This window comes from Vogesella lacus (genome assembly GCF_979366295.1).
In genome coordinates this window covers 194,931-214,209 of the sequence record NZ_CEETQT010000009.1, presented here as the reverse complement: position 1 = coordinate 214,209, position 19,279 = coordinate 194,931, and the positions used below count along the sequence as shown (strand labels likewise).

At 60.4% G+C, this 19,279-nt stretch carries 16 protein-coding genes and 1 riboswitch; of the genes, 9 read left to right on the top strand and 7 right to left on the bottom strand.

Going from position 1 to position 19,279, the window contains the following annotated elements; all coding sequences use genetic code 11:
* Positions 1–23 precede the first annotated feature (23 nt).
* Both ACZ9W6_RS13310 and ACZ9W6_RS13305 read right to left on the bottom strand, forming a co-directional pair.
* Positions 24–2,936 (bottom strand): HD domain-containing phosphohydrolase, encoded by a 2,913-nt coding sequence (locus tag ACZ9W6_RS13310; RefSeq protein WP_465191642.1) that lies wholly within the window; start codon positions 2,934–2,936, stop codon positions 24–26.
* A gap of 122 nt (positions 2,937–3,058) precedes the next feature.
* Positions 3,059–3,604 carry a gamma carbonic anhydrase family protein gene (locus tag ACZ9W6_RS13305; protein WP_465191641.1) on the bottom strand — a complete coding sequence of 182 codons (546 nt, stop codon included), beginning with the start codon at positions 3,602–3,604 and terminating at the stop codon, positions 3,059–3,061.
* Between the two features lie 99 nt (positions 3,605–3,703).
* Between ACZ9W6_RS13305 and ACZ9W6_RS13300 the strand changes: the two genes are divergently transcribed.
* Positions 3,704–5,746, top strand: a complete 2,043-nt coding sequence (locus ACZ9W6_RS13300) for a M3 family metallopeptidase (RefSeq protein ID WP_465191640.1) — start codon at positions 3,704–3,706, stop codon at positions 5,744–5,746.
* Between the two features lie 78 nt (positions 5,747–5,824).
* Here the strand turns inward: ACZ9W6_RS13300 and ACZ9W6_RS13295 are convergent, their stop codons facing one another.
* Complete coding sequence (locus tag ACZ9W6_RS13295; RefSeq protein WP_465191639.1) at positions 5,825–7,210, bottom strand: DUF945 family protein; 1,386 nt, start codon at positions 7,208–7,210, stop codon at positions 5,825–5,827.
* Positions 7,211–7,346: 136 nt separating this feature from the next.
* On the opposite strand from ACZ9W6_RS13295, the gene ACZ9W6_RS13290 reads away from it, so the two are divergent.
* Together ACZ9W6_RS13290 and folD are read left to right on the top strand one after the other, a co-directional pair.
* Positions 7,347–7,739, top strand: coding sequence for a hypothetical protein (locus tag ACZ9W6_RS13290; protein WP_465191638.1), 393 nt, complete (start codon positions 7,347–7,349; stop codon positions 7,737–7,739).
* Positions 7,740–7,835: 96 nt separating this feature from the next.
* Positions 7,836–7,922: riboswitch (ZMP/ZTP riboswitch) on the top strand.
* A gap of 26 nt (positions 7,923–7,948) precedes the next feature.
* Positions 7,949–8,806 (top strand): bifunctional methylenetetrahydrofolate dehydrogenase/methenyltetrahydrofolate cyclohydrolase FolD, encoded by an 858-nt coding sequence (folD, locus tag ACZ9W6_RS13285; RefSeq protein ID WP_465191637.1) that lies wholly within the window; start codon positions 7,949–7,951, stop codon positions 8,804–8,806.
* A 92-nt stretch (positions 8,807–8,898) separates the two neighbouring features.
* On the opposite strand, the gene ACZ9W6_RS13280 is transcribed toward folD, so the two are convergent.
* Together ACZ9W6_RS13280 and ACZ9W6_RS13275 are read right to left on the bottom strand one after the other, a co-directional pair.
* Positions 8,899–9,195: a hypothetical protein gene (locus ACZ9W6_RS13280; RefSeq protein WP_465191636.1), complete on the bottom strand. Its 297-nt coding sequence runs from the start codon at positions 9,193–9,195 to the stop codon at positions 8,899–8,901.
* Between the two features lie 85 nt (positions 9,196–9,280).
* A complete protein-coding gene (locus ACZ9W6_RS13275; protein WP_465191635.1) occupies positions 9,281–10,018 on the bottom strand; it encodes a substrate-binding periplasmic protein in 738 nt (245 codons plus the stop codon).
* Positions 10,019–10,330: 312 nt separating this feature from the next.
* Between ACZ9W6_RS13275 and ACZ9W6_RS13270 the strand changes: the two genes are divergently transcribed.
* On the top strand, positions 10,331–11,287 hold the full coding sequence (locus ACZ9W6_RS13270) for a substrate-binding domain-containing protein (RefSeq protein WP_465191634.1): 957 nt from the start codon (positions 10,331–10,333) through the stop codon (positions 11,285–11,287).
* Between the two features lie 92 nt (positions 11,288–11,379).
* Positions 11,380–11,619: a DUF2061 domain-containing protein gene (locus ACZ9W6_RS13265; protein WP_465191633.1), complete on the top strand. Its 240-nt coding sequence runs from the start codon at positions 11,380–11,382 to the stop codon at positions 11,617–11,619.
* A gap of 20 nt (positions 11,620–11,639) precedes the next feature.
* Here ACZ9W6_RS13265 and ACZ9W6_RS13260 read toward each other — a convergent pair whose 3' ends face one another.
* Positions 11,640–12,140, bottom strand: a complete 501-nt coding sequence (locus ACZ9W6_RS13260; protein ID WP_465191632.1) for a 2-thiouracil desulfurase family protein — start codon at positions 12,138–12,140, stop codon at positions 11,640–11,642.
* A gap of 17 nt (positions 12,141–12,157) precedes the next feature.
* The gene (pdxR, locus tag ACZ9W6_RS13255; RefSeq protein WP_465191631.1) at positions 12,158–13,642 is read right to left on the bottom strand and encodes a MocR-like pyridoxine biosynthesis transcription factor PdxR; all 1,485 of its coding nucleotides are present in this window, start codon (positions 13,640–13,642) and stop codon (positions 12,158–12,160) included.
* A gap of 96 nt (positions 13,643–13,738) precedes the next feature.
* Between pdxR and ACZ9W6_RS13250 the strand changes: the two genes are divergently transcribed.
* From ACZ9W6_RS13250 to ACZ9W6_RS13235, 4 genes are all read left to right on the top strand, one after another.
* The gene (locus tag ACZ9W6_RS13250; RefSeq protein ID WP_465191630.1) at positions 13,739–14,140 is read left to right on the top strand and encodes a rhodanese-like domain-containing protein; all 402 of its coding nucleotides are present in this window, start codon (positions 13,739–13,741) and stop codon (positions 14,138–14,140) included.
* A 3-nt stretch (positions 14,141–14,143) separates the two neighbouring features.
* The gene (locus ACZ9W6_RS13245; protein WP_465191629.1) at positions 14,144–15,292 is read left to right on the top strand and encodes a GNAT family N-acetyltransferase; all 1,149 of its coding nucleotides are present in this window, start codon (positions 14,144–14,146) and stop codon (positions 15,290–15,292) included.
* A gap of 84 nt (positions 15,293–15,376) precedes the next feature.
* Entirely contained in the window at positions 15,377–16,810 is a 1,434-nt protein-coding gene (locus tag ACZ9W6_RS13240) for a hypothetical protein (RefSeq protein WP_465191628.1), read from the top strand.
* A gap of 37 nt (positions 16,811–16,847) precedes the next feature.
* Positions 16,848–19,220 carry a sensor domain-containing diguanylate cyclase gene (locus ACZ9W6_RS13235; protein WP_465191627.1) on the top strand — a complete coding sequence of 791 codons (2,373 nt, stop codon included), beginning with the start codon at positions 16,848–16,850 and terminating at the stop codon, positions 19,218–19,220.
* Positions 19,221–19,279: the final 59 nt, after the last annotated feature.

Here is a 19,279-nt window from a genome sequence, read left to right as displayed (position 1 = left end):
AGCATGTGACGATTCATTGATCCTTATTTGACGGTCTGCGATGCGGTTTGTGGCAAGCGGGGCAAAAAGGCGATGGCGTCCTCGATATCGTGCTGTACCGGGTCCAGATAGCGGCGCGCATATTGCTGCCAGATGCCGCTGGTCAGGAACAGGCTGTACAAGTCTGGGTCGACATGGCCTTCTTCGGCCATTTTCTGCAGGATGCGCAGCGCTTCGGACAGGCTCTTGGCCGGTTTGTACGGGCGGTCGCTGGCGGTGAGTGCCTCGAACACATCGGCAATCGCCATCACCCGTGCCAGTACGCTCATGTCTTCGCCTTTCAGGCCACAAGGATAGCCTTTGCCATCCATGCGCTCGTGGTGACCACCGGCGATCTCCGGCACATCGCGCAGATGAGGCGGGAAAGGCAGTGCCCGCAGCATCTTGATGGTTTCGGTGATGTGCTCGTTGATCTTGAAGCGCTCTTCCTCGGTCAGCGTACCACGGCGGATTTTCAGGTTATAAAGTTCGCCGCGATGGTATTGCAGCTCGGGCACTTTCATATTGAAGCCCCACTGGCGCATGCTTTCTGCGCTATTGGCCTCATGGCGATGGATGCGGTGTTCGGGCTTGTCGCTCAGCAAGGGCTCGCTGACCGGCAGCGTGGCAGCCGGAATACCGGCGAGGCGTTCCAGCTCCATCGGGCCAAGGCCGAGTCGGTCATCCAGCGTGCGCTGCCAGGTCTTGCGCGCGATCTGCTCCAGCCTTTGTACGTCTTCATCCAGCATGAACTCGCCGCCCTGATTGCAGCGGGCAACAAAGGCAAAGTCATCATCGAGCTGGGCAAGGCGCGCGTCGCGGCTGTGTCGCAACAAGACCTCGTCTTCGCCTGCGGCCAACCTTTTCCAGTAGTTGATCTCGACATCACGCTTGAGCACTTCGAAGCGGGTGCGGATTTCGTGGATGCGGTCAAACAGCGTCTCCAGCTTGGTCGCCTTGTCGACCACGTATTCCGGTGTGGTGACCTTGCCGCAGTCGTGCAGCCAGCTGGCGATATACAAGGCTTCGCGGCTGGTGCTGTCGAGGCTGAACTCGGCCAGCGCCCCGTTCTGGCATTGGTGGGCGGCTTCGGCCAAGGCCTGGGCCAGATCAGGAACCCGCTGACAGTGGCCGCCGGTATACGGTGATTTGGCGTCAATCGCACCGGCAATCAGCTTGATCAGGGCATTCATCAGCTGCTGCAGGTTGGCCGCAAGTCGGCGGTTGTCGATGGCAATCGCGGCAAAGCTGGCCAGCGCCTGCAGATAGTGAATGCGGTGCGAGGCCTGCAATGCGGCGGTACTTTCGGTGCTGCTCATGACCAGCACACCGAGCAAGGATTGCGCATCCAGCTGCAGCGGCAATACCACCAGCTGGCGGGTGTCGCTATCACACAGTGCCTGTAGCGCGGGTGGCAGGAAGGGGTCGTTGGCAGGAAGGCTCAGCTTTTGCTGATGCAGGCATTGCTGCAGTAGCGGGTGCTCGCTTTCCAGCGGCCCCAGCGCGAGTGCCTCGCCTTGCTGGTTGACGCCATGGCTGGCTTGCAGGCCGTTTTCACCTTGCAGCCACAGACCGGCACTTTGTGCCGGCAAGGCACGCATGGCCGAGATCAGCACTTTTTCCAGCAAGGGCTCCAGATCACTTTCGGAGACAATCTGGCGGCTCAGACCGATAAAGTCGCGGATGGTGTCCTTCATCGATTCCGATGCCGCCATCAGCTCGTTCAGCTCGCGCACCGGGCCGCGTGGCAAGGGCTCGTCGCTGAAATCCATGTTCTGGATGCGCTCGGAGGCCATCACCAGACGGTGCAGCGGCTTGCTGAGCTTGCGCGAAACCAGCCAGCCTAGAGGCAGCATCAGCAACAGGATAATGGCGGGTATCCACATTGCGTCGCGGGTAATCTGTTGGCCGGTGGCAAACAGGTCTTGCTCGGGCATCAGCATCAGCAGCTTGGGGCCGTCCGGCTGATTACGGTTCAGCAGGGTCATCGAGATGTGCATCTTTTCGCCATTGGCCGTAATGGAGGCCGGCATGGCGGCGCCGACAGGCCATGCCCGGCCAAGGGCCGCGATGGAGGCATCGGGAAAGTTTTCCATCAGCATCGGGACTTTGGCATTGTCCGAGACGGTCGCGGTCACGAGTACCTGATGCTGATCATTGATGATGGCCATATCGCTGTTGGGGCTTGGCAGATTGCGCTGCAATACATCCCGCAAGGTGCTGAGTCGGATATCTACTCCGGCTATGGCTTGATGATCCTGGCTGCGGATGGCGTAGGTAATGCCCAGCTGTCCGGTGCTGGCAAAACGGTAGGGGTTGGTGCCGACAGCTTCGTGCGTGGTAAGGGCTTGCTGATACCACGGGCGCTGACGGGGGTCGTATGGTTTGTTGTCGTGATGCTCGTCAGGTTGGGTGGGCTGCAGTTCATTATCCAGAAATCGGAAAGTCTGCTCGGAGCGGCCGTCAGGGTGTTGGGTAACAAACTGGGCTAGCCAGCGGGCATCATGCCTGGCTTCAGGAAAGGCCTGGCGAGAAATCATATCCAGCCGGCGCACCAGGAAGAAGTCGCCGTTGAGATAGCCAAGATAAATGGCCTGCAATGAGGGATTGACCGACAGCGCCGATACCAGATGGGGGATGGCGGTTGCCCGCTCTTCGTGACCATAGCTTTGTGCCAGTCCGGAGTGAATGGCCTGATTCAGCGCAGTCACTGCGGCGCTGCGGTAATCGTTGATGTTCCCGGTAATCTGCCCTGCGGTGGCCTGGAACAAATCCTGCTGGGCGCTCAACAATTGCTGCTTGAGCGTCTGGTGATAGAAAAAGCCGACGGCCAGTGCGGTCAGCAGCACCAGTCCGGAAATCAGGCCAGTGAGTAGCAGTTGCAAAGACTGGCCACGAGGCAGGGTGCTGGCAGACATTTGTTGTGCTCCAATGGCATTTTTATATGCCACTATTTTATATTTCTATAAATGAGCCTGTCTTCTTTTAAATGAACTGAGGATAGTCTGCCAGACGTATTGCGATGCACAAAAAGCGACAATCAGCCTTGCAAGCTGGCCTTGTGCTTGTCCATTACGCGTACATAGTGCTCGGCCGAGTACTTGAAGTAGGCGAGTTCTTTCTCGGTCAGCGGCCGTACCTGCTTTACCGGATTACCCAGATACAGATAGCCGGATTCCAGCCGTTTGTTCGGAGGCACCAGACTGCCGGCACCAACCAGCACGCGGTCCTCGATCACCACGCGATCCAGCACGATGCTGCCGATGCCGATCAGCACTTCGTTGCCGATGGTACAGCCGTGCAGCGTCACATGATGACCGATGGTGACGTCGCGACCGATCACCAGCGGCGCGCCGACCGGATCGGCTTCGCTGCGATGACTCACATGCAGCATGGCGAAATCCTGCACATTGCTGCCCTCGCCGATGGTGATGCTGTTCACATCGCCACGGATCACCGCACAGGGCCACACCGAGACGTTGGCCGCAAGCGAGGTTTCGCCGATTACCACTGCCGCCTCGTCGATATAGCAACTGGCGTCGATCTGCGGCTGGTGACCATCGTAAGGGCGGATATTGCGCTTCATGATTTTGACCTTATCTTGGAATGATCAGGCAAGGCTATCACAATGGCCGCCACAAGATGCCGCCCGCCATGCGGCCAACCTTTGCGCACAGGACACCCCATGAGCCACAATCCGCTGCTCGACTTTAACGATCTGCCACGCTTTGACAGCATCAAACCCGAACACATCACCCCGGCGCTCGACGTGCTGCTGGCCGAGGCGCAAGCCGTAGTCGACAGCGTGGTTGCTGCCGGTGGTGACACCTGGGAAACCGTGGTCGAGCCGCTGAACGTCGCTACCGAAAAACTCGGCCGCGCCTGGGGCGTGGTTGGCCACCTCAATAGCGTGGTCGGTAATACGCCGGGCCTGCGCGATGCCTACAACGGCGAAATCCCGCGCATCACCGCCTTCTTTACCGAGCTGGGCCAGAACCTCGAACTGTATGCGCGTTACAAGGCCGTTGCGGCCAACCCTGCTTTTGCCACGGCCAGCGCCGCGCAGAAAAAAGTCATCGAGAACAGCCTGCGCGACTTCCGCCTGTCCGGTGCTGAGCTGCCGGACGCGCAAAAGCAGCGCTTTGCCGAGTTGTCTACCCGTCTGGCCGAGCTGTCCAGCCAGTTCTCGCAAAACGTGATGGACGCCACCGATAGCTTCAGCCTGTATATCGACGACGTCGCCGAGCTTGCCGGTATTCCGGAAGACACGCTGGCGATGTATGCGGCGATGGCCGAAGCCGATGGTCAGGCCGGCAAATACAAGCTGGGCCTGCAGTTCCCGCTGTTGTTCCCGGTGCTGCAATACGCCGATAACCGCGCTTTGCGTGAAAAACTGTACGAGGCGAATGCCAAGCGCGCGTCCGAATTCGGCCCGGCCGAGAAAGACAACAGCCCGCTGATCCGCGAAAAGCTGATGTTGGCCGCAGAAGAGGCGCAGCTCTTGGGCTTTGCCGATTATGCCGAGCTGTCGGTCTACACCAAGATGGCGGAAAACCCGCAGCAAGTCGTGTCTTTCCTGCGCGATCTGGCCGTGAAAGCCAAGCCTTACGCGGTGCAGGATCGTGCCGAGCTGGAAGCGTTTGCCCGTGAGGAGTTGGGCATCGACACGCTCGAAGCCTGGGATGTGACGTACGCCAGCGAAAAGCTGCGCGTGGCGCGTTATGCGTTTTCCGAACACGAAGTAAAACAGTACTTCCCCGAGACCAAGGTGCTGCAAGGCCTGTTTGAAGTGGTCGGCACGTTGTTTGGCGTGCGCTTTGCCGAGCGCCAGGTCGAAACCTGGCACGAGGACGTGCGCTTCTTCGAAATTTTCCGTGGTGAAGAGCTGCTTGGCGGCTTCTATCTCGACCTCTATGCACGTGACGGCAAGCGTCCGGGCGCGTGGATGAATGACGTGCGCGACCGCAGCCGCAAGGCCGATGGCGTGCAGACGCCGGTGGCTTACCTCGTGTGCAACTTCAGCCGTCCGGTGGGAGACAAGCCGGCCTACTTCACCCACGACGAAGTGATTACCCTGTTCCACGAGACCGGTCACGGCCTGCATCACCTGCTGACGCGCATCGAGGTGCCGGGCGTGTCCGGTATCAGCGGCGTGGAGTGGGACGCGGTAGAGTTGCCTAGCCAGTTCATGGAAAACTTCTGCTGGGAATGGGATGTGCTGCAAGGCATGACCGCCCACGCCGACAGCGGCAAAACCTTGCCGCGCGCGCTGTACGACAAGATGATCGCCGCCAAGAACTTCCAGTCCGGCATGCAGATGGTGCGCCAGCTCGAGTTCGCGCTGTTCGACATGCTGCTGTACACCGACAAGAATCCGGCCAGTGTGGATTGGCTGGCGGTGCTGGAGCAGGTGCGTGACGAGGTGGCCGTCAATCGTCCGCCGGCGTACAACCGCTTTGCCAACAGCTTCAGCCATATTTTTGGCGGCGGCTATGCGGCGGGCTACTACAGCTACAAATGGGCGGAAGTGCTGTCGGCCGATGCTTACGGCGCCTTCGAAGAAGCGGGCGGTGCCAACCCCGAGGTTGGCCGCAAGTTCTGGGATGAAGTGCTGGCCGTCGGTGGTAGCCGTCCGGCGCTGGAATCCTTCCGCGCCTTCCGCGGCCGCGACCCGCAGATCGAGGCCTTGCTGCGCCATAGCGGCATGAGCGAGCCGGTCAGCGCCTGAGTATTGGTGTGAGGTAAAAAGGGCAAGCCTGAGGCTTGCCCTTTTTCATTGTTGGCGCTGAGGCCAACCTGGCCTGACTTACTGCAACGGTGCTTCCTCGACCAGCGCGGCTTCAGGCAGCTCGGCCGCCGGGCGCATCGCATTCGGGTCGAATGGTTTACCATTCAGGGTCAGCGCGCCTTGCTTGAAAGCGAAGGCGGCTTTCACCACCTTGTTGTCTGCCGCGTGCAGATAGCCCTGGCTGATCATGCCATCCAGCGTGCTGTTGATCAGCGCCAGCGTCGAGTCCTGCTCCGGCTTGCTGCCGCTGCTGCGCAGCCAGTTTTCCAGCAGTTGACGGTTCAGGCTGGTGTCGAGGGTCGCACTCAGCTTGGGCAGGGCCGCGGCAATGCCCATGGCCAGATCTTGCTCGCTGATGCCCTCGCTGCTCAGTTTCAGATCAGCCTGCATGGCCTTGTCGCCCTGGGCGATGGACAGCTTGCCAGTGAGTTGCGGCTTGCCTTTGAGCAGCTGCAACATCTGCTGCATTTCTTCATCCGGCTTGGCCGGCTGGCATTGCAGCATGCTCTTGATGCTGCCGTGATTGATCTTGGCAAGCAGGGCGGCATCCAGGCCTTGCAGTCCGAGCTCGGCATTCAGTTGGCCGAGATCCTGACTGGCGTTGATCAGCTTGCCGATCTGCATCTTGTTCCGACTTTCCAGCAGGCCCTTGATTACCTGACTCTGGCTCTCCGAGCTCAGACCTTCGAGGCGGATGTGCTGCTTGCTGCCATCCATGCCACTGAACTGGATGGCCAGCTGGCTGAGGCTGGATTTGTCCTGGCCAACGTACAGGCCTTCCGCTGAACGCTGATGGCTGGAGTGGGCATCAATCTTGCCCAGCGCCACGCTGAAACGTTCGTCCTTGCTGATCAGCAGGCTGGCCAGCGCCAGTTTCATCTCTACTGCTTGCAGCGCTTTATCGCTGCTGACTTGCAGATCAAGGCCGCCGAAATCGAGGTTCTCGCCTTGCTCGCTGTGTTTGTGCGCCGGCAGCTGCAAGCGGCTGCTGAATTTGCCGCCCAAGCCCAGCTCGGTCACGACGCGCAGATGGTCTGCGCTGCCCAGCCACTTCTGATAGCCCTCACGGAATTCGGCCGGCAATACCGGGCTGGTTTCGATGCGGGTAGCAAACGGCAGGTGGCTGATCTCTTGCTTGAGGGTGAGGTAGTTGAGGCCGTCACGCGGCTCGCCTTCCTGCGGGGTATCACAACCGATGCGGTAGGTCGCGGTTTCGCTGGCAGACATAAAACCGCCCTGATACTGGCGCTCGACCAGCTTGATCATCGGATAGGGCGCGAGGGCCGTGGCTTGTTGCTCGAGTGCAGAGGCAATGCGGTGGCCGTTATACCAGGTCAGGCCGGCGGCGGCTGTGCCCGCTACGGCAACAAGACCCAGCAAGAGGGCGATGATTTTCTTTTGCATGATGGTGAGGGTGAGGGAAATCAAAAAAATGATAATTATCTATACATTTGGCATTAAAGTTAAGATTTAATTTATTATGCATGACTGAGGCCGGTGCGTACGTCATCGCTGGTCAGATAGCTTTTGGAGTGATGCCATGAAACATCGATGGGTAAGCGTTTTGCTGGCGGGTACCTTGCTGGCGATGTTGCCGCTGTGGCTGGGGCGGCAAATGATAGGCGAGATAAACGGGCTGCTATGGTTGGCCGCAGATGTATGGCTGTGGACTTTTGTTGTGCCAGGCAGCCTGTTATTGCTGATCCTGTATGTACTGAGTGGCATGTTTGCGGCCAACCTCAGACTGACGGTATTTGAGCGGGTGTGTCTGCTGGCAGGTTTGCCCTTGTTGACTCTTGGTGCCTGCCTTATCAATGGCATGTGGCCGACGCAAAGCGATCTTGCCGTATTGCTGATTACCCTGCTGGCCGCGGGCACCGGTTTGCTCTCCGGCGCCTGGCTGTCAGGCAAACTGCAGCGCCAGCCAGGCTGAAGCTTGCATTGCCGGGCTGGCTGTCTATGCTCTGCTCAACAGCATTGCCGATCACGCTGGCTGATTCGGCAAATCGGGTGCCATGTGGTATGATCCTGCCCGCTGCATGACTGGCGAAAATCAAGATGGGCCACCATCGGGAAGTGCAGCGTCATTCGTCCGCCGCTCGCCTGGGCACCAAACTTTCCGTTGCAAATGGAGAATTGCATATGGTCGCCCCGACTTCTTCCTGTCTGGTTCTTGATGGCAAAGCCCTGTCGCTGAAAATCGAGCAAGAGCTCGCGCAACGTGCGGCTGCACTGAAAACCCGCTATCAGCACACCCCGATTCTGGCGACCATCCTGGTTGGCAATGACCCGTCTTCCGAGACCTATGTGCGCATGAAGGGCAATGCCTGCCGCCGCGTCGGCATGGACTCCAAAGCCATCCACCTGCCGGATGACACCACTACCGAACAACTGCTGGCGGTGATTGACGAGCTGAATGCCGATCCGAACGTGCACGGCATCCTGTTGCAGCACCCGGTACCGCACCAGATTGACGAGCGCCAGTGCTTTGACCGCATCTCCATCCGCAAGGACGTGGACGGTGTGACCAGCCTGGGTTTCGGCATCATGGCGCTGGGTGGCAAGGCTTTCGGTTCGGCCACACCTGCCGGCATCATGACGCTGCTCAAGCATTACAACATCCCGTTGGAAGGCAAGCGCGCCGTGGTCGTTGGCCGCAGCCCGATTCTGGGCAAGCCGATGGCGCTGATGTTGTCCAACGCCAATGCGACCGTTACCCTGTGCCATTCGCGCACCGTGAATCTGGCCGATGAAATCCGTCAGGCCGACATCATCGTTGGTGCGGTGGGCAAGCCGGAATTCATCCGCGCCGAATGGATTCGTGATGGTGCCGTGGTGGTCGATGCCGGTTATCACGTCGGTGGTGTTGGTGATATCGAGATGGCAGGTCTGGCCGAGCGTGTGACCGCACTGACGCCGGTACCGGGCGGTGTCGGTCCGATGACCATTGCCACGCTGATTGCCCAGACGCTGGAAGCTGCCGAGTTGGCCGCCGAATAATTCGCTGCGGTTTGCCGGTCAGAAAAGCGCCCTCCAGAGGGCGCTTTTTTCATGCCACTGCTGCCTGTGAGTCGGCCGGAACCGGCGTGGATTTACCACTGCACTTTCAGGCGCAGCTCGACTTTTTTCTTGCCGGCCTTGAGCGAGAGGCGGGTGTTGTCATCGATTTGCCAGCTCGGACGGATATCGATCTTGTTGTCACCCAGATCGGTGCGTTCCAGCGCAAAATTGCCGGACTTGAGCATGAGGTAGGCGGGCTTGTCAGCCTCGGCCTTGTTGGCCGCAAAGGCCTGGCTGGCATTGGCGCAAGTCAGCATGTGCGGCGGGCAGGCCGCCAATGCGGTGGCACTGGCAATGAAGTACAGGACGGCTAGCAAAGAACGTTTCATAGCGATCTCCCCACGGAGAAACGACCAGGGTCGCCATTACTTTCAGCATGGCTGATTGTGGCCGGCTGGCAAGCCCTGTTTGCTATCAGTCGTCCATGTATTGCTTGCGCAGCCGCGCGACACTCCCGTTGGCTTGCAGCTTGTCGAGCGCAGCCTGCAGCTTGCGAACCTTTTCCGGTGAGGTCTGGCGATTCAGGGCAAACCAGTACTGGTTGCTGTCATCCAGCACCCAGGCGCTCTTGACCAGATGGGCAGGCCTGCCCGCCTGCTTCAGCTGCCAGGCCATGCCCCAGTCCAGCATGGCAACAAGATCGGTGCGGCCATGCAGCAGTTTTTTGAGATTGATTTCATCGCTGCGACCGATGTCGAGCGCGAGTTCTGGCTGCATGCCCATGGCGGCCAGCTTGCGAGCGGCGGCAGATTCGAACATGGCGCCATTGCGATATTGCAGCAAGTCGCTTTCCTTGCGGATCACGATGTCGCGACGATCTGCCAATCTATACATCAGAATGCGGCGCTGACTGATGGGGCCAACCCAGTAAAACAGCGGTTCGCGCTCGGTGTTGCGCACCGTGGTATAGAGCAGGGCATCGGGCGTTTCCATGACATGGCGGTAGGCACGCGCCCACGGCATGATTTCCTTGCTGATCTTCAGTCCTGCCACTCTGGCCATCTGGTTCAGCAGCTCGCTGGAGAAGCCCTTGACCTGATCGCCCACAGCATAGTTAAGCGGAGGCAGATCTTCGGTATAAGCTGCAATATCAACAGCCCGGACATGCTGTGCAAGAAACGGGAGCAGCAGCAGCGGCAGCAGTTTCTTCATGATTTTCCTTGATGACGGGCAGGGGGGCTGATTTGCATGGCGGCGCAAGGCCGTACTGGCATTGTGGCAATATATCGGGCGTTTGCCAGCTGCTATCAGCACTGATATGGCGTGGCTTATCAATTGACTGGTCGTTTTGATAAGCGTGAATCAGGCAAGAGCATCTATCGATGTGCTTGAATTTGTTTGGCGGCTCTCCCTCGGCATATTGTCTTGTTCGGCAGGGCGAGCCTGGCGCTGTCTGGCAGCAAACTGTTGCGGGCAAGCAACGCTGATTGGGCGCTTTTTGCTGCAATTTTCAAAGGAAATCCGGTGAGTATCAGGCATTTCATCCTCTTTAGCGTACTGGCCATGTCTGCGATGCTGGCCATGGCCGAGAGCAAGCGGGTGATTTTCATCCCCAAGGGCAACACGCATGTGTTCTGGAAGGAAATGGCACGTGGTGCTGGCGACTTTGCCCGACAGAATGGCGTCACGCTGGTGTGGCGCGGGCCGGTGCTGGAAGACGATACCGAGGCACAGGCCAGCCTGATCCGCCTGTATAGCGAAAGGCGCTTTGACGGGCTCATCCTCGCGCCGAATTCGCCTGTCCGTCTAAATTCCGCCTTGCAGCTGGCACAGAAAAAAGGGCTGAAAGTACTGGCTGTTGACTCGGCTTTACAGGACAAGCCAGATGTCCCGCTGGTCGAGACCGACAATCGCCAGGCTGGCCGCATGGCTGCCGAACAGGCAGTGCGCGACCGGCCGGGCATGCACAAGGTCTTGCTGCTGCGTTACTCCTCCGAACACTTGTCGACCCAGGAGCGCGAGGAGGGCTTTCGCGAGCGCCTGCTGCAGTTGCTGCCCACGGTGCAGATCATCGACCAGTACCAGATCGGCATTACCGTACTCGACAGCCGCAACAAGACGCTGCCCCTGTTGCAGCAGTATCCGGATGTCGATGTGGTGTTCACCTCGAATGAATCGAGCACCGAAGGCGTGATTCAGGCGCTGCAGGAGGCTGGCCTGTCGGGCAAGATTGCACATTACGGTTTTGATTTCAGCCTGCGCATCCACAATGCGCTGCGTGATGGCTATCTGCGCGCCAGCATGATGCAAGATCCTTATCGAATGGGTGTCGAGGCGATGAAGGCCGTGTTGCAGATGATGCAGGGGCAGACAATCAGTGGTATCCGCCATACCCCGGCCATCTTGTTGACGGATACCGCCTTGCAGGATCCACAGATCCGGCGCAAGACCGCCCCTTATCTTGAACTGTCGCGCAGATAGTTTTTTACGATGGGGTTGTTTTTAACAATCAATTCTACAAATCAATTGCGACTGACTATCATTGCGTAAAGTTAAATAGTCAGGAGCCGGTCATGATCAAAACCATCACTTTCGCCATTTGCCATTTCACCGTGGCATTCAGTGTGGCCTATGCCCTGACCGGCAGCTTCGGGATTGCCAGCGCACTGGCGATGGTCGAGCCGCTGGTCAATACCGTGGCTTACTACTTCCATGAAAAAGTCTGGGACCGCGTGCGGGCACGTCGTGCCAGCGAACAGGACGAGACATTGGCCGCCAGTGCCAGCCACGCCGCCTTCATGCATCGCCATTAAGACTTGCGCACCAGTGCTGTTCAGACGGCTGTGCTGCTGGCCTTGGCGAGGGCCAGCAGGCTGTCGAGTTCGTTTTCGTTGAACACGCGAATGCCGTGTTGCGCGAGCAGGCTGGCGCAGACGCCGCTGCCCTCGCGCAGGCGGCCGTCAAAATCCCCGCTGTAAATCTGCGTATTGCCACAGGACGGGCTATTGGCCTTCAGCAGCGCCAGCTGGCAATCATGCTCACGGGCCAGTTGCAGTGCCTTTTGCGCGCCGTCGCGAAAGGCGGCGCTGACATCTTCGCCATCGCTGTCGATCACGCTGGCCTGTCCCAGCCAGACGGCTGCGCCATGTTTGCCGCGAATCTCGGCGGCCGCGCGCGGAATCGGCAGGCCGCCGGCCACCTCGGGACAAACCGGCAACAGGCTGAAACTCGCCGCCAGTTTTTGCTGCCAGCCATCCGCCATGCCCTTGCCGGCGCCGTCGTAGCGCACGGGCTGGCCGAGCAGACAGGCGCTGATCAATAGTCGTGGTTTCATTTTCATTTTCCAGATGATCATGTGCAGGAGGCGTGTCGGCACAGGCTGGCCAGTACCGCCACACCACGCGAAATCTCGTTTTCTTCGACGCCGGCATAGCCGAGCACCAGACCGTGCAGCGTCGGTGTGGCCAGATAATGCCGGGCCAGCGGGCGCAGCACGATGCCCTGTTGCGCGGCGGCATGGCTGATGTTGTGTTCGTCGAGGGCGGCCGGCAGGCCAGCCACCAGATGCAGGCCGGCTTCGCCGGGTGATAGCGGCAAAAGGTTGGCCGCACTGGCAGCCAGCTCGCGGCGCAGATGATCTTGTCGTGTCTGATACAGTTCGCGCATGCGGCGGATATGGCGCATGAAATGCCCGCCGCCGATAAAGTCGGCCAGCGCTGCCTGCACATTGTAGGGTGGCTCGCGATACAGCCGCACATGCGTAGCGCGAAAGGCCTCGACCAAGGCCATGGGCACCACCAGGTAGCCAAGGCGCAGGCCCGGATACATCACCTTGGACAGCGTGCCGACATAGATCACGCGCTCGTCCTCGGCCAGGCCCTGCAAGGCCGGCAGTGGTGCGCTGCTGTAGCGGAATTCGCTGTCGTAATCATCCTCGATAATCCAGGCACCATGCTGGCGTGCGGCAGCCAGCAAGGCCAACCGGCGCGGCAGGCTCATCACCACCCCCAGCGGATACTGGTGCGAGGGTGTGGTGTAGATCAGGCGTGGCGGCACGCTCGATGCGACGGCTTGCGGGTTCAGCCCTTCCGCATCGACGGCGGCCGGCTGCAGCTTCAGACCGGCGGCACGCAGCGCGGCATGGGCGCCGGCATAGCCGGGCTCTTCCACCCAGGCGCTGTCGCCGTCATCAGCCAGCAGGCGCGCGCACAGCTCCAGCGAATGTTGCGCGCCGGCGGTGACGATGATCTGCTCCGGCGTACAGCGCACACCACGCGACAACGTCAGATAATCGGCCAGTACCGCACGCAGCGCCGGCAGGCCGCCATCGGCGGTGTAACCGAGACGCGGCCACGGCGTGCTGCGCTGATGGCGCGACAGCAGGTTCTGCCACTGCGTGTGCGGAAACTGCCGCACCTCCGGCATGCCTGGTGCGAAGGCGCCGGTCAGCCCGGTCGGCACGCCACTGCTCTCGAATAACGCACGGCCACGCTGCGACAGCCCTTGCGGCAGGCTGCGTGTCGCCAGCGGCGGCAGGCTGGCCGGCGGGCTGAACAGCGGCGCGACAAAGCTGCCGGCACCCTGGCGGCTCAGCAGATAACCTTCGGCCTGCAATTGGGCATAAGCCTCGATCACGGTGTTGCGGCCAACTTGAAGCTGCCTTGCCAGCTCGCGGCTGGGCGGCAGGCGCGTGTGGCCGGGCAGGCTGCGGCTGTTGCCCGGCAGGCGGCCGGCGACAATCGCCTCGCGCAGCAGCCGCGTCAGCTGACGGGCGAGGCCCTCGCTGCTGTCACGCAGCAGCTGGCGCTGCAGATGATCTCCTATCCATTCCGGCATGATTGGTTCTCTTGGATGGCTGATTATTGGTTCTTTCATGGAGCCTAGCAGTGAACTAGCATGGCTGTCATGTCTGAGGCACAAGGAGCTGGCGAGATGGATCAACTGGACTTTTACCGCGCCAAACTGGCGTACGAAATCGATAGCTGGGATGTGGTAGACCAGCAGCAACAGGGCGCAGCCTTGCAACTGGTGGATGGCCGCTCGGCCGCAGCCTACCAGCACGAAACCCTGCCCGGTGCCATCAATCTGCCGCATCGCGGCATCAATGCCGACAGCACCGCCACGCTTGATCGCAGCCTGCTGTATGTGGCTTTCTGCGATGGCATCGGCTGCAATGCCTCGACTAAGACGGCTCTGAAACTGGCCGAGCTGGGCTTTCGGGTGAAAGAGCTGCAAGGCGGCGTCGACTGGTGGAAGCGTGATGGCTACCCGACGGTGCAGGGTGCGGCCGTCTGCGACGTCACGGCGAATGATGCCTGCGGCTGTGGAGGCTGAACCATGCAATATGACGCATTCGGCCAGCCGTTGGGCGAGGCTGTGGATAACTGGCAGGGCGCAACTTATCCACAGGCAGTGACCATGGTTGGCCGCAGCTGCCGGCTGGAGCCGTTTGATGGCGCAAAGCATGGCGCCAGCCTGCGCGCCGCTTTGGCGCTCGATAGTGAAGGGCGCGACTGGGCCTATCTGATGCCGGCTCCGACCAGCGAGGCCGACTGGCAGGGCTGGTTTGCGATGATGAGCGACAGCCAGGATCCGCTGTTTTTCGCGATTGTGGACCCGGCTAGCGGCGAGGCGATCGGCAGCTGCAGCTATCTACGTATCGATGCGGCCAACGGAGTGATCGAGATCGGCTGGCTGCGCTTCTCGCCACGCCTGCAACGCACGACGGCAGCGACCGAGGCTATCTATCTCATGCTGCAACAGGCGTTTGCCTGGGGTTATCGCCGGGTCGAGTGGAAGTGCAATGCGCTGAATGCGCCATCGATGCGCGCGGCCGAGCGGCTGGGTTTTCGCTTCGAGGGCATTTTCCGCCAGGCGCGTGTCAACTGGGGGCTAAACCGCGATACCGCCTGGTTCAGCCTGCTGGGTCAGGAGTGGCCACAGCGCGAGGCAGCCTTGGCGACATGGTTGGCCGCAGACAATTTTGACGCGGCCGGCCGGCAGCGCCGCAGCCTGCAAGCCTGTCGTGCAGCGCTGAAGCAGGGCGGCGCGGTGCGCAGTGCCACGCTGGCAGATTTGCCGCAACTGGCGGTGCTGTTTGATGGCTATCGCCAGTTTTATGGCCAGCAGGATGATGCGGCCAACTCGCTGGCCTTTATCCGCGCGCGCCTGCTGGCTGGCGATTCGCAGATTCTGGTGAGCGAGCAGGAAGGGCAGTTGCTGGGCTTTGTGCAGCTTTACCCGCTGTTCAGTTCGACCACGGCCAGCCGAGTGTGGCTGCTGAATGATCTGTTCGTCAGCCCGACCGCGCGGCGCGGCGGTATCGGCCGCCAGCTGATGTTGGCCGCAGCCGCGCTGGCGCGCCAGCATGGTGTGGCCGGGCTGGAGCTGGCGACTGCGCACAGCAACCGGCAGGCCCAGGCCCTGTACGAGAGCCTGGGCTGGCAACCCGATCGCGAGTTCCGTTACTACAGCCTGAGCCTGTAAAGACAGCCGGGCGCGGTCTTTGCCTGCCGCGCCCGCTTTTGTCGTAAAATGGCGGTTTTTCAAGGCAGTAGCGACGCAGCAAGCATGAAACCGCATCCGCGCAATTCCCAGATCCAGGGCGATCCGTTCATTCCCAACCGTTTCATTTTCGGCGATGCCGTCGAGGAGAACGGGCTGGAGCCCTATGAGTATCTGATTCACACCGCCGAACCGGGCTTCGTCTGCCGGCTGGTGGGCATGGACCAGACGGCCTTTGCCGGACGCGAGAAAGACGGTTTTGCCAGCGCCGTGCTGTTCGACGAGGAATACAACCTCACCCACTATGTGACCAACAGCGGTTTTCGCCTGTTCGATTTCAACTTCTGGGGCGAGGTGCCGACCGCGGCGCGGCTGCAGAAGATCTGCGACGAGGCGATGCAGGTGTACCAGCGTCTGCACAAGGCCTATGCCGAGCGCGAAGTCGCCCCCAAGGTGCGCGATTTCCGCCTGATCCCGACCAAACCGCTGCCGCCGGCCGAGCGCAGCCGGCAGATCCGCCAGTTGCAGCTGCTGGCCAAGCAGGCACTGGATGACACGCTGAAGCGTTTCGAGCTGGAAGCCAGCCTGCGTCAGACCCTGTCGGGTGGCGACCAGGCAGTGTTTACCGAAGCGGTGCTGGCCCTGCAGGAAGACGTGCCGGCGCGCGATTCCCTGCTGGCGGTTGGCCGCGACCTGCTGGCCTTTCCCGATGTGATGCGCCCTGACGGCAATATGGTGTCTTACGAGTTGTGGGCCTTCCCGCTGATGCTGTCGCGTGCCGAAGCCGGCATGTGGTGGCATTTCCCGCGACTGGAACAGTTGGAACCGATGCTGGCCGACATCCTGCAGTTGCCGCCGGATACCATTTTGTGGATGTCGCCGACGGTGTTCAGCAGCGAGATGCTGGCCGAACGCAATTGCCAGCAGCTGGTGCATCTGGCCCCGACCATGGATGCCGGCTGCGATCTGGCGCTGGCCGAGGTCAAGGCCGCACGTGCCAGCTTCGAGGCGGCATCGCGGGTGAAAGAGCCGCAGCTGGTGTTGTGCTGGCTGCCGTTTATTGTCGAGCGCGACAAGCTGCCGCTGGCCAAGGTGCGCGAGCTGTCGCAAGGTCTGCTCGAGCAGGCAATGCCCATGGTGCAGCAGGCCGTCGCCGCCGAAATGCCGTATGCCGAAGCGGAGCTGTTCCTGCCCTTGCCGTGGTGGGAGGCGCTGGCAACCGGTGTGTATGCCTATAACCGCAAGCGCTTCGCGCTGAATATGGCCATGCTTTCTGTGGCAAATAACACGAATTCTTTAGCAGCAATTGCGGAATATCAGCCCGAGCTACAAGCATTTGATGTCAAAATTCAGGATGACGATGGCAAAACCTTGAGCAGCTTGTCCTGGCTGGTGACGCCGGATCTGCATCCTGACCGCCGTATCGCCTGGCTGGATATGAGGGATTTCTTCCGCCAGATGGGGATATCCATACAGGAGCTGGCGCCAAGGCTACATTGAATGTGAGTATCGTGAATGAAGAGGGCTTGTCGCTGTAATGAGTAGATCTGCTTTGTTGTCTACCCTGCACGCGAGACTGCTGGTTTTTGGTGCAGTTTTCCTGGTGCTGATCATGCTGCTGGTCGGCAGCGTGTCGTATTGGCAAAGCCAAGCGGCAATGAAGGAGCTGCAGGCACAAAATCTCGACAATCTGGTGACACGCATTGCGTCGGATATCGATGATCGTATCCGTACCCGTCATGTCTTGCTGGAGCAGGCCGCGGCCAGCCTGCAACTGCCGGCCGACACTGTCGAGAAGCAGGCACCACAGCTGATCCAGCAGTTCAAGCACCTCAAGGGCATGTTCAATAGCGTGATCCTCTACGATCGCAGCGGCAACATCATTGCCGACTACCCCTCGTTGCCCGGCCGGCTGGGCTTGAATGTCGGCGATCGTGACTACTTCAGCCAGACCAAGCAAAAGTTGTTGCCGCAGGTATCCGAGCCGCTGCGCGCCAAGGGTGGCCTCAATCGTACGATCATCGTATTTACCGCCCCCATTTTTTCGATTGATGGCAGCTTTGCCGGTGTGCTTGGCGGAGCGCTGGAGCTTTATTCTCCGGAATTTTTCGGAGAACTGCGCGATATCGCGGTTGGCCGTGGCGGGGTGCTGACCATCAACAGTATCCGCAGCCGTATCACCATCATGCATACCGATCCGGCCTACATCATGCAGCCGAGCCCGAACGCGGCGCTGAGCCCGACCTTGCACAGGGCGTTTGCCGGCTGGGAAGGCCGCGCCGTTTCGCGTAACCGCGACGGGGTGCCATCGCTACTGGCTTACCAGCAGTTGCGTGGTGTGCCTTGGGTGGTCGGGGCCGTGCTGCCGCTGGAAGAGGCGCTGTTGCCGGCCAGGGCAATTGGCGAGCAATACATCCTGCTGGTGCTGGGCATTATCGTGCTGTTGTCGCCACTGATCTGGTTCGGTCTGCGTCGGCAGCTGCGTCCTTTGCGTGATCTGCATGTGCAGGTTCAGCGTTTGCAGACTGATCATCAGCACCAGCTGGCAGATCTGGGCTGTGCCGAAATCCAGATGATTGGTGATGAGGTTGCCAGGGCTTTGCGCAGCCGTGATGAGGCCGAAAGTCGTCTGGCCGAGCGCGAGGCGCTGTTCCGTGTGCTGAATGATGCTTCACCGATGGGTGTGGTGGTGGCGGACAGTCGGGGCAGCCTGCAATACATGAATGCGGCCAGCCTGCGGGTGGGGGGCTTGCCTGCCAGTGAAATGGCTGAGTGGATGGATGGGCGACACTGGCTGGATGCGATTCACCCCGAATCACTGGCTCGGGTCGATGCCGCCTGGCAGTCGCTATTGCTGGATGGCCAGCCGCTGGAGTTGCTGTGCCGGCTCAAGCACAGCAAGGAGCAGATGGTGATGGCTGAAATCCGCTTTGTCGAGCTGGCGCAACTGGCCGGGCAGCGGCGCTTCCTTGGCCTGATCAGCGATGTCAGCGGCCGCGAAGAGGCAAAAGCCAGTCTGCTGGCTGAGCGCGAGCGTGCGCTGGTGGTACTGGGCTCGATCAAGGATGCAGTGGTGCTGACCAATCAGCTGGACGAGATCGAGTATGTAAACCAGCCGGCCTTGCAGCTGTTCGGCCTACCTGCCTCCGACATGCTGGGTCGTCTGTTGGGCGTGTTCATGAATCTGGTCAGCCCGGACTCCGGTCTGCCGGTTTCACTGCGCATGATAGAGCGCGACAACCCGGGCAAGCCGGTCGAGCTGGATCTGCTCAGCCGCGACATGCGCGTGCAGCCGGTGGTGATGACGCTGACGGTAATCGGCAGTGAGGGGCTGATGCATGGTTACAAGGTGGTGGTGCTGCATGATGACAGCGAGCGTCGCCAGCGCGAGCATCAGCATCGCTGGGAGGCCAGCCACGATGCCTTGACCGGCCTGCACAACCGTCGCGGCTTCCTCGCAGCGCTGACCAAGCTGATGAGCGAGCAGGGAGCCCGCCAGCATCCGAACGTGTTGGTGATGATGGATCTTGATCACTTCAAGCAGGTGAACGACAGTGCCGGCCATCAGGGCGGAGATCTGTTGCTGCAGGACATCGCCACCATTCTGCAACGCCACGTGCGCAGCTCGGATGTCGTGGCGCGCTTGGGCGGGGACGAGTTTGCCATCTTGCTGAGCAACTGCCAGCGCGATGTCGGCGAGCGCATCATGCGCGAGATCCTGCGTGATATCGACTCGCACATCATGTATCTGGCGGGCAAGGAGTTCCGCGTTACCGCCAGTATCGGGCTGACCGAATTGCGCATTAGTGATGACCGCCCGCAGATCAGCATGGAGCGGGCAGACGAGCGCTGTTATCAAGCCAAGCGTAATGGCCGCAACTGTCTGGTAACCAATGACGTGATGTTCTGACGACTTGCCTTGAATGAAAAAAGCCGCCGGCTCCAGAAGCAGGCGGCTTTTTCTTGTGC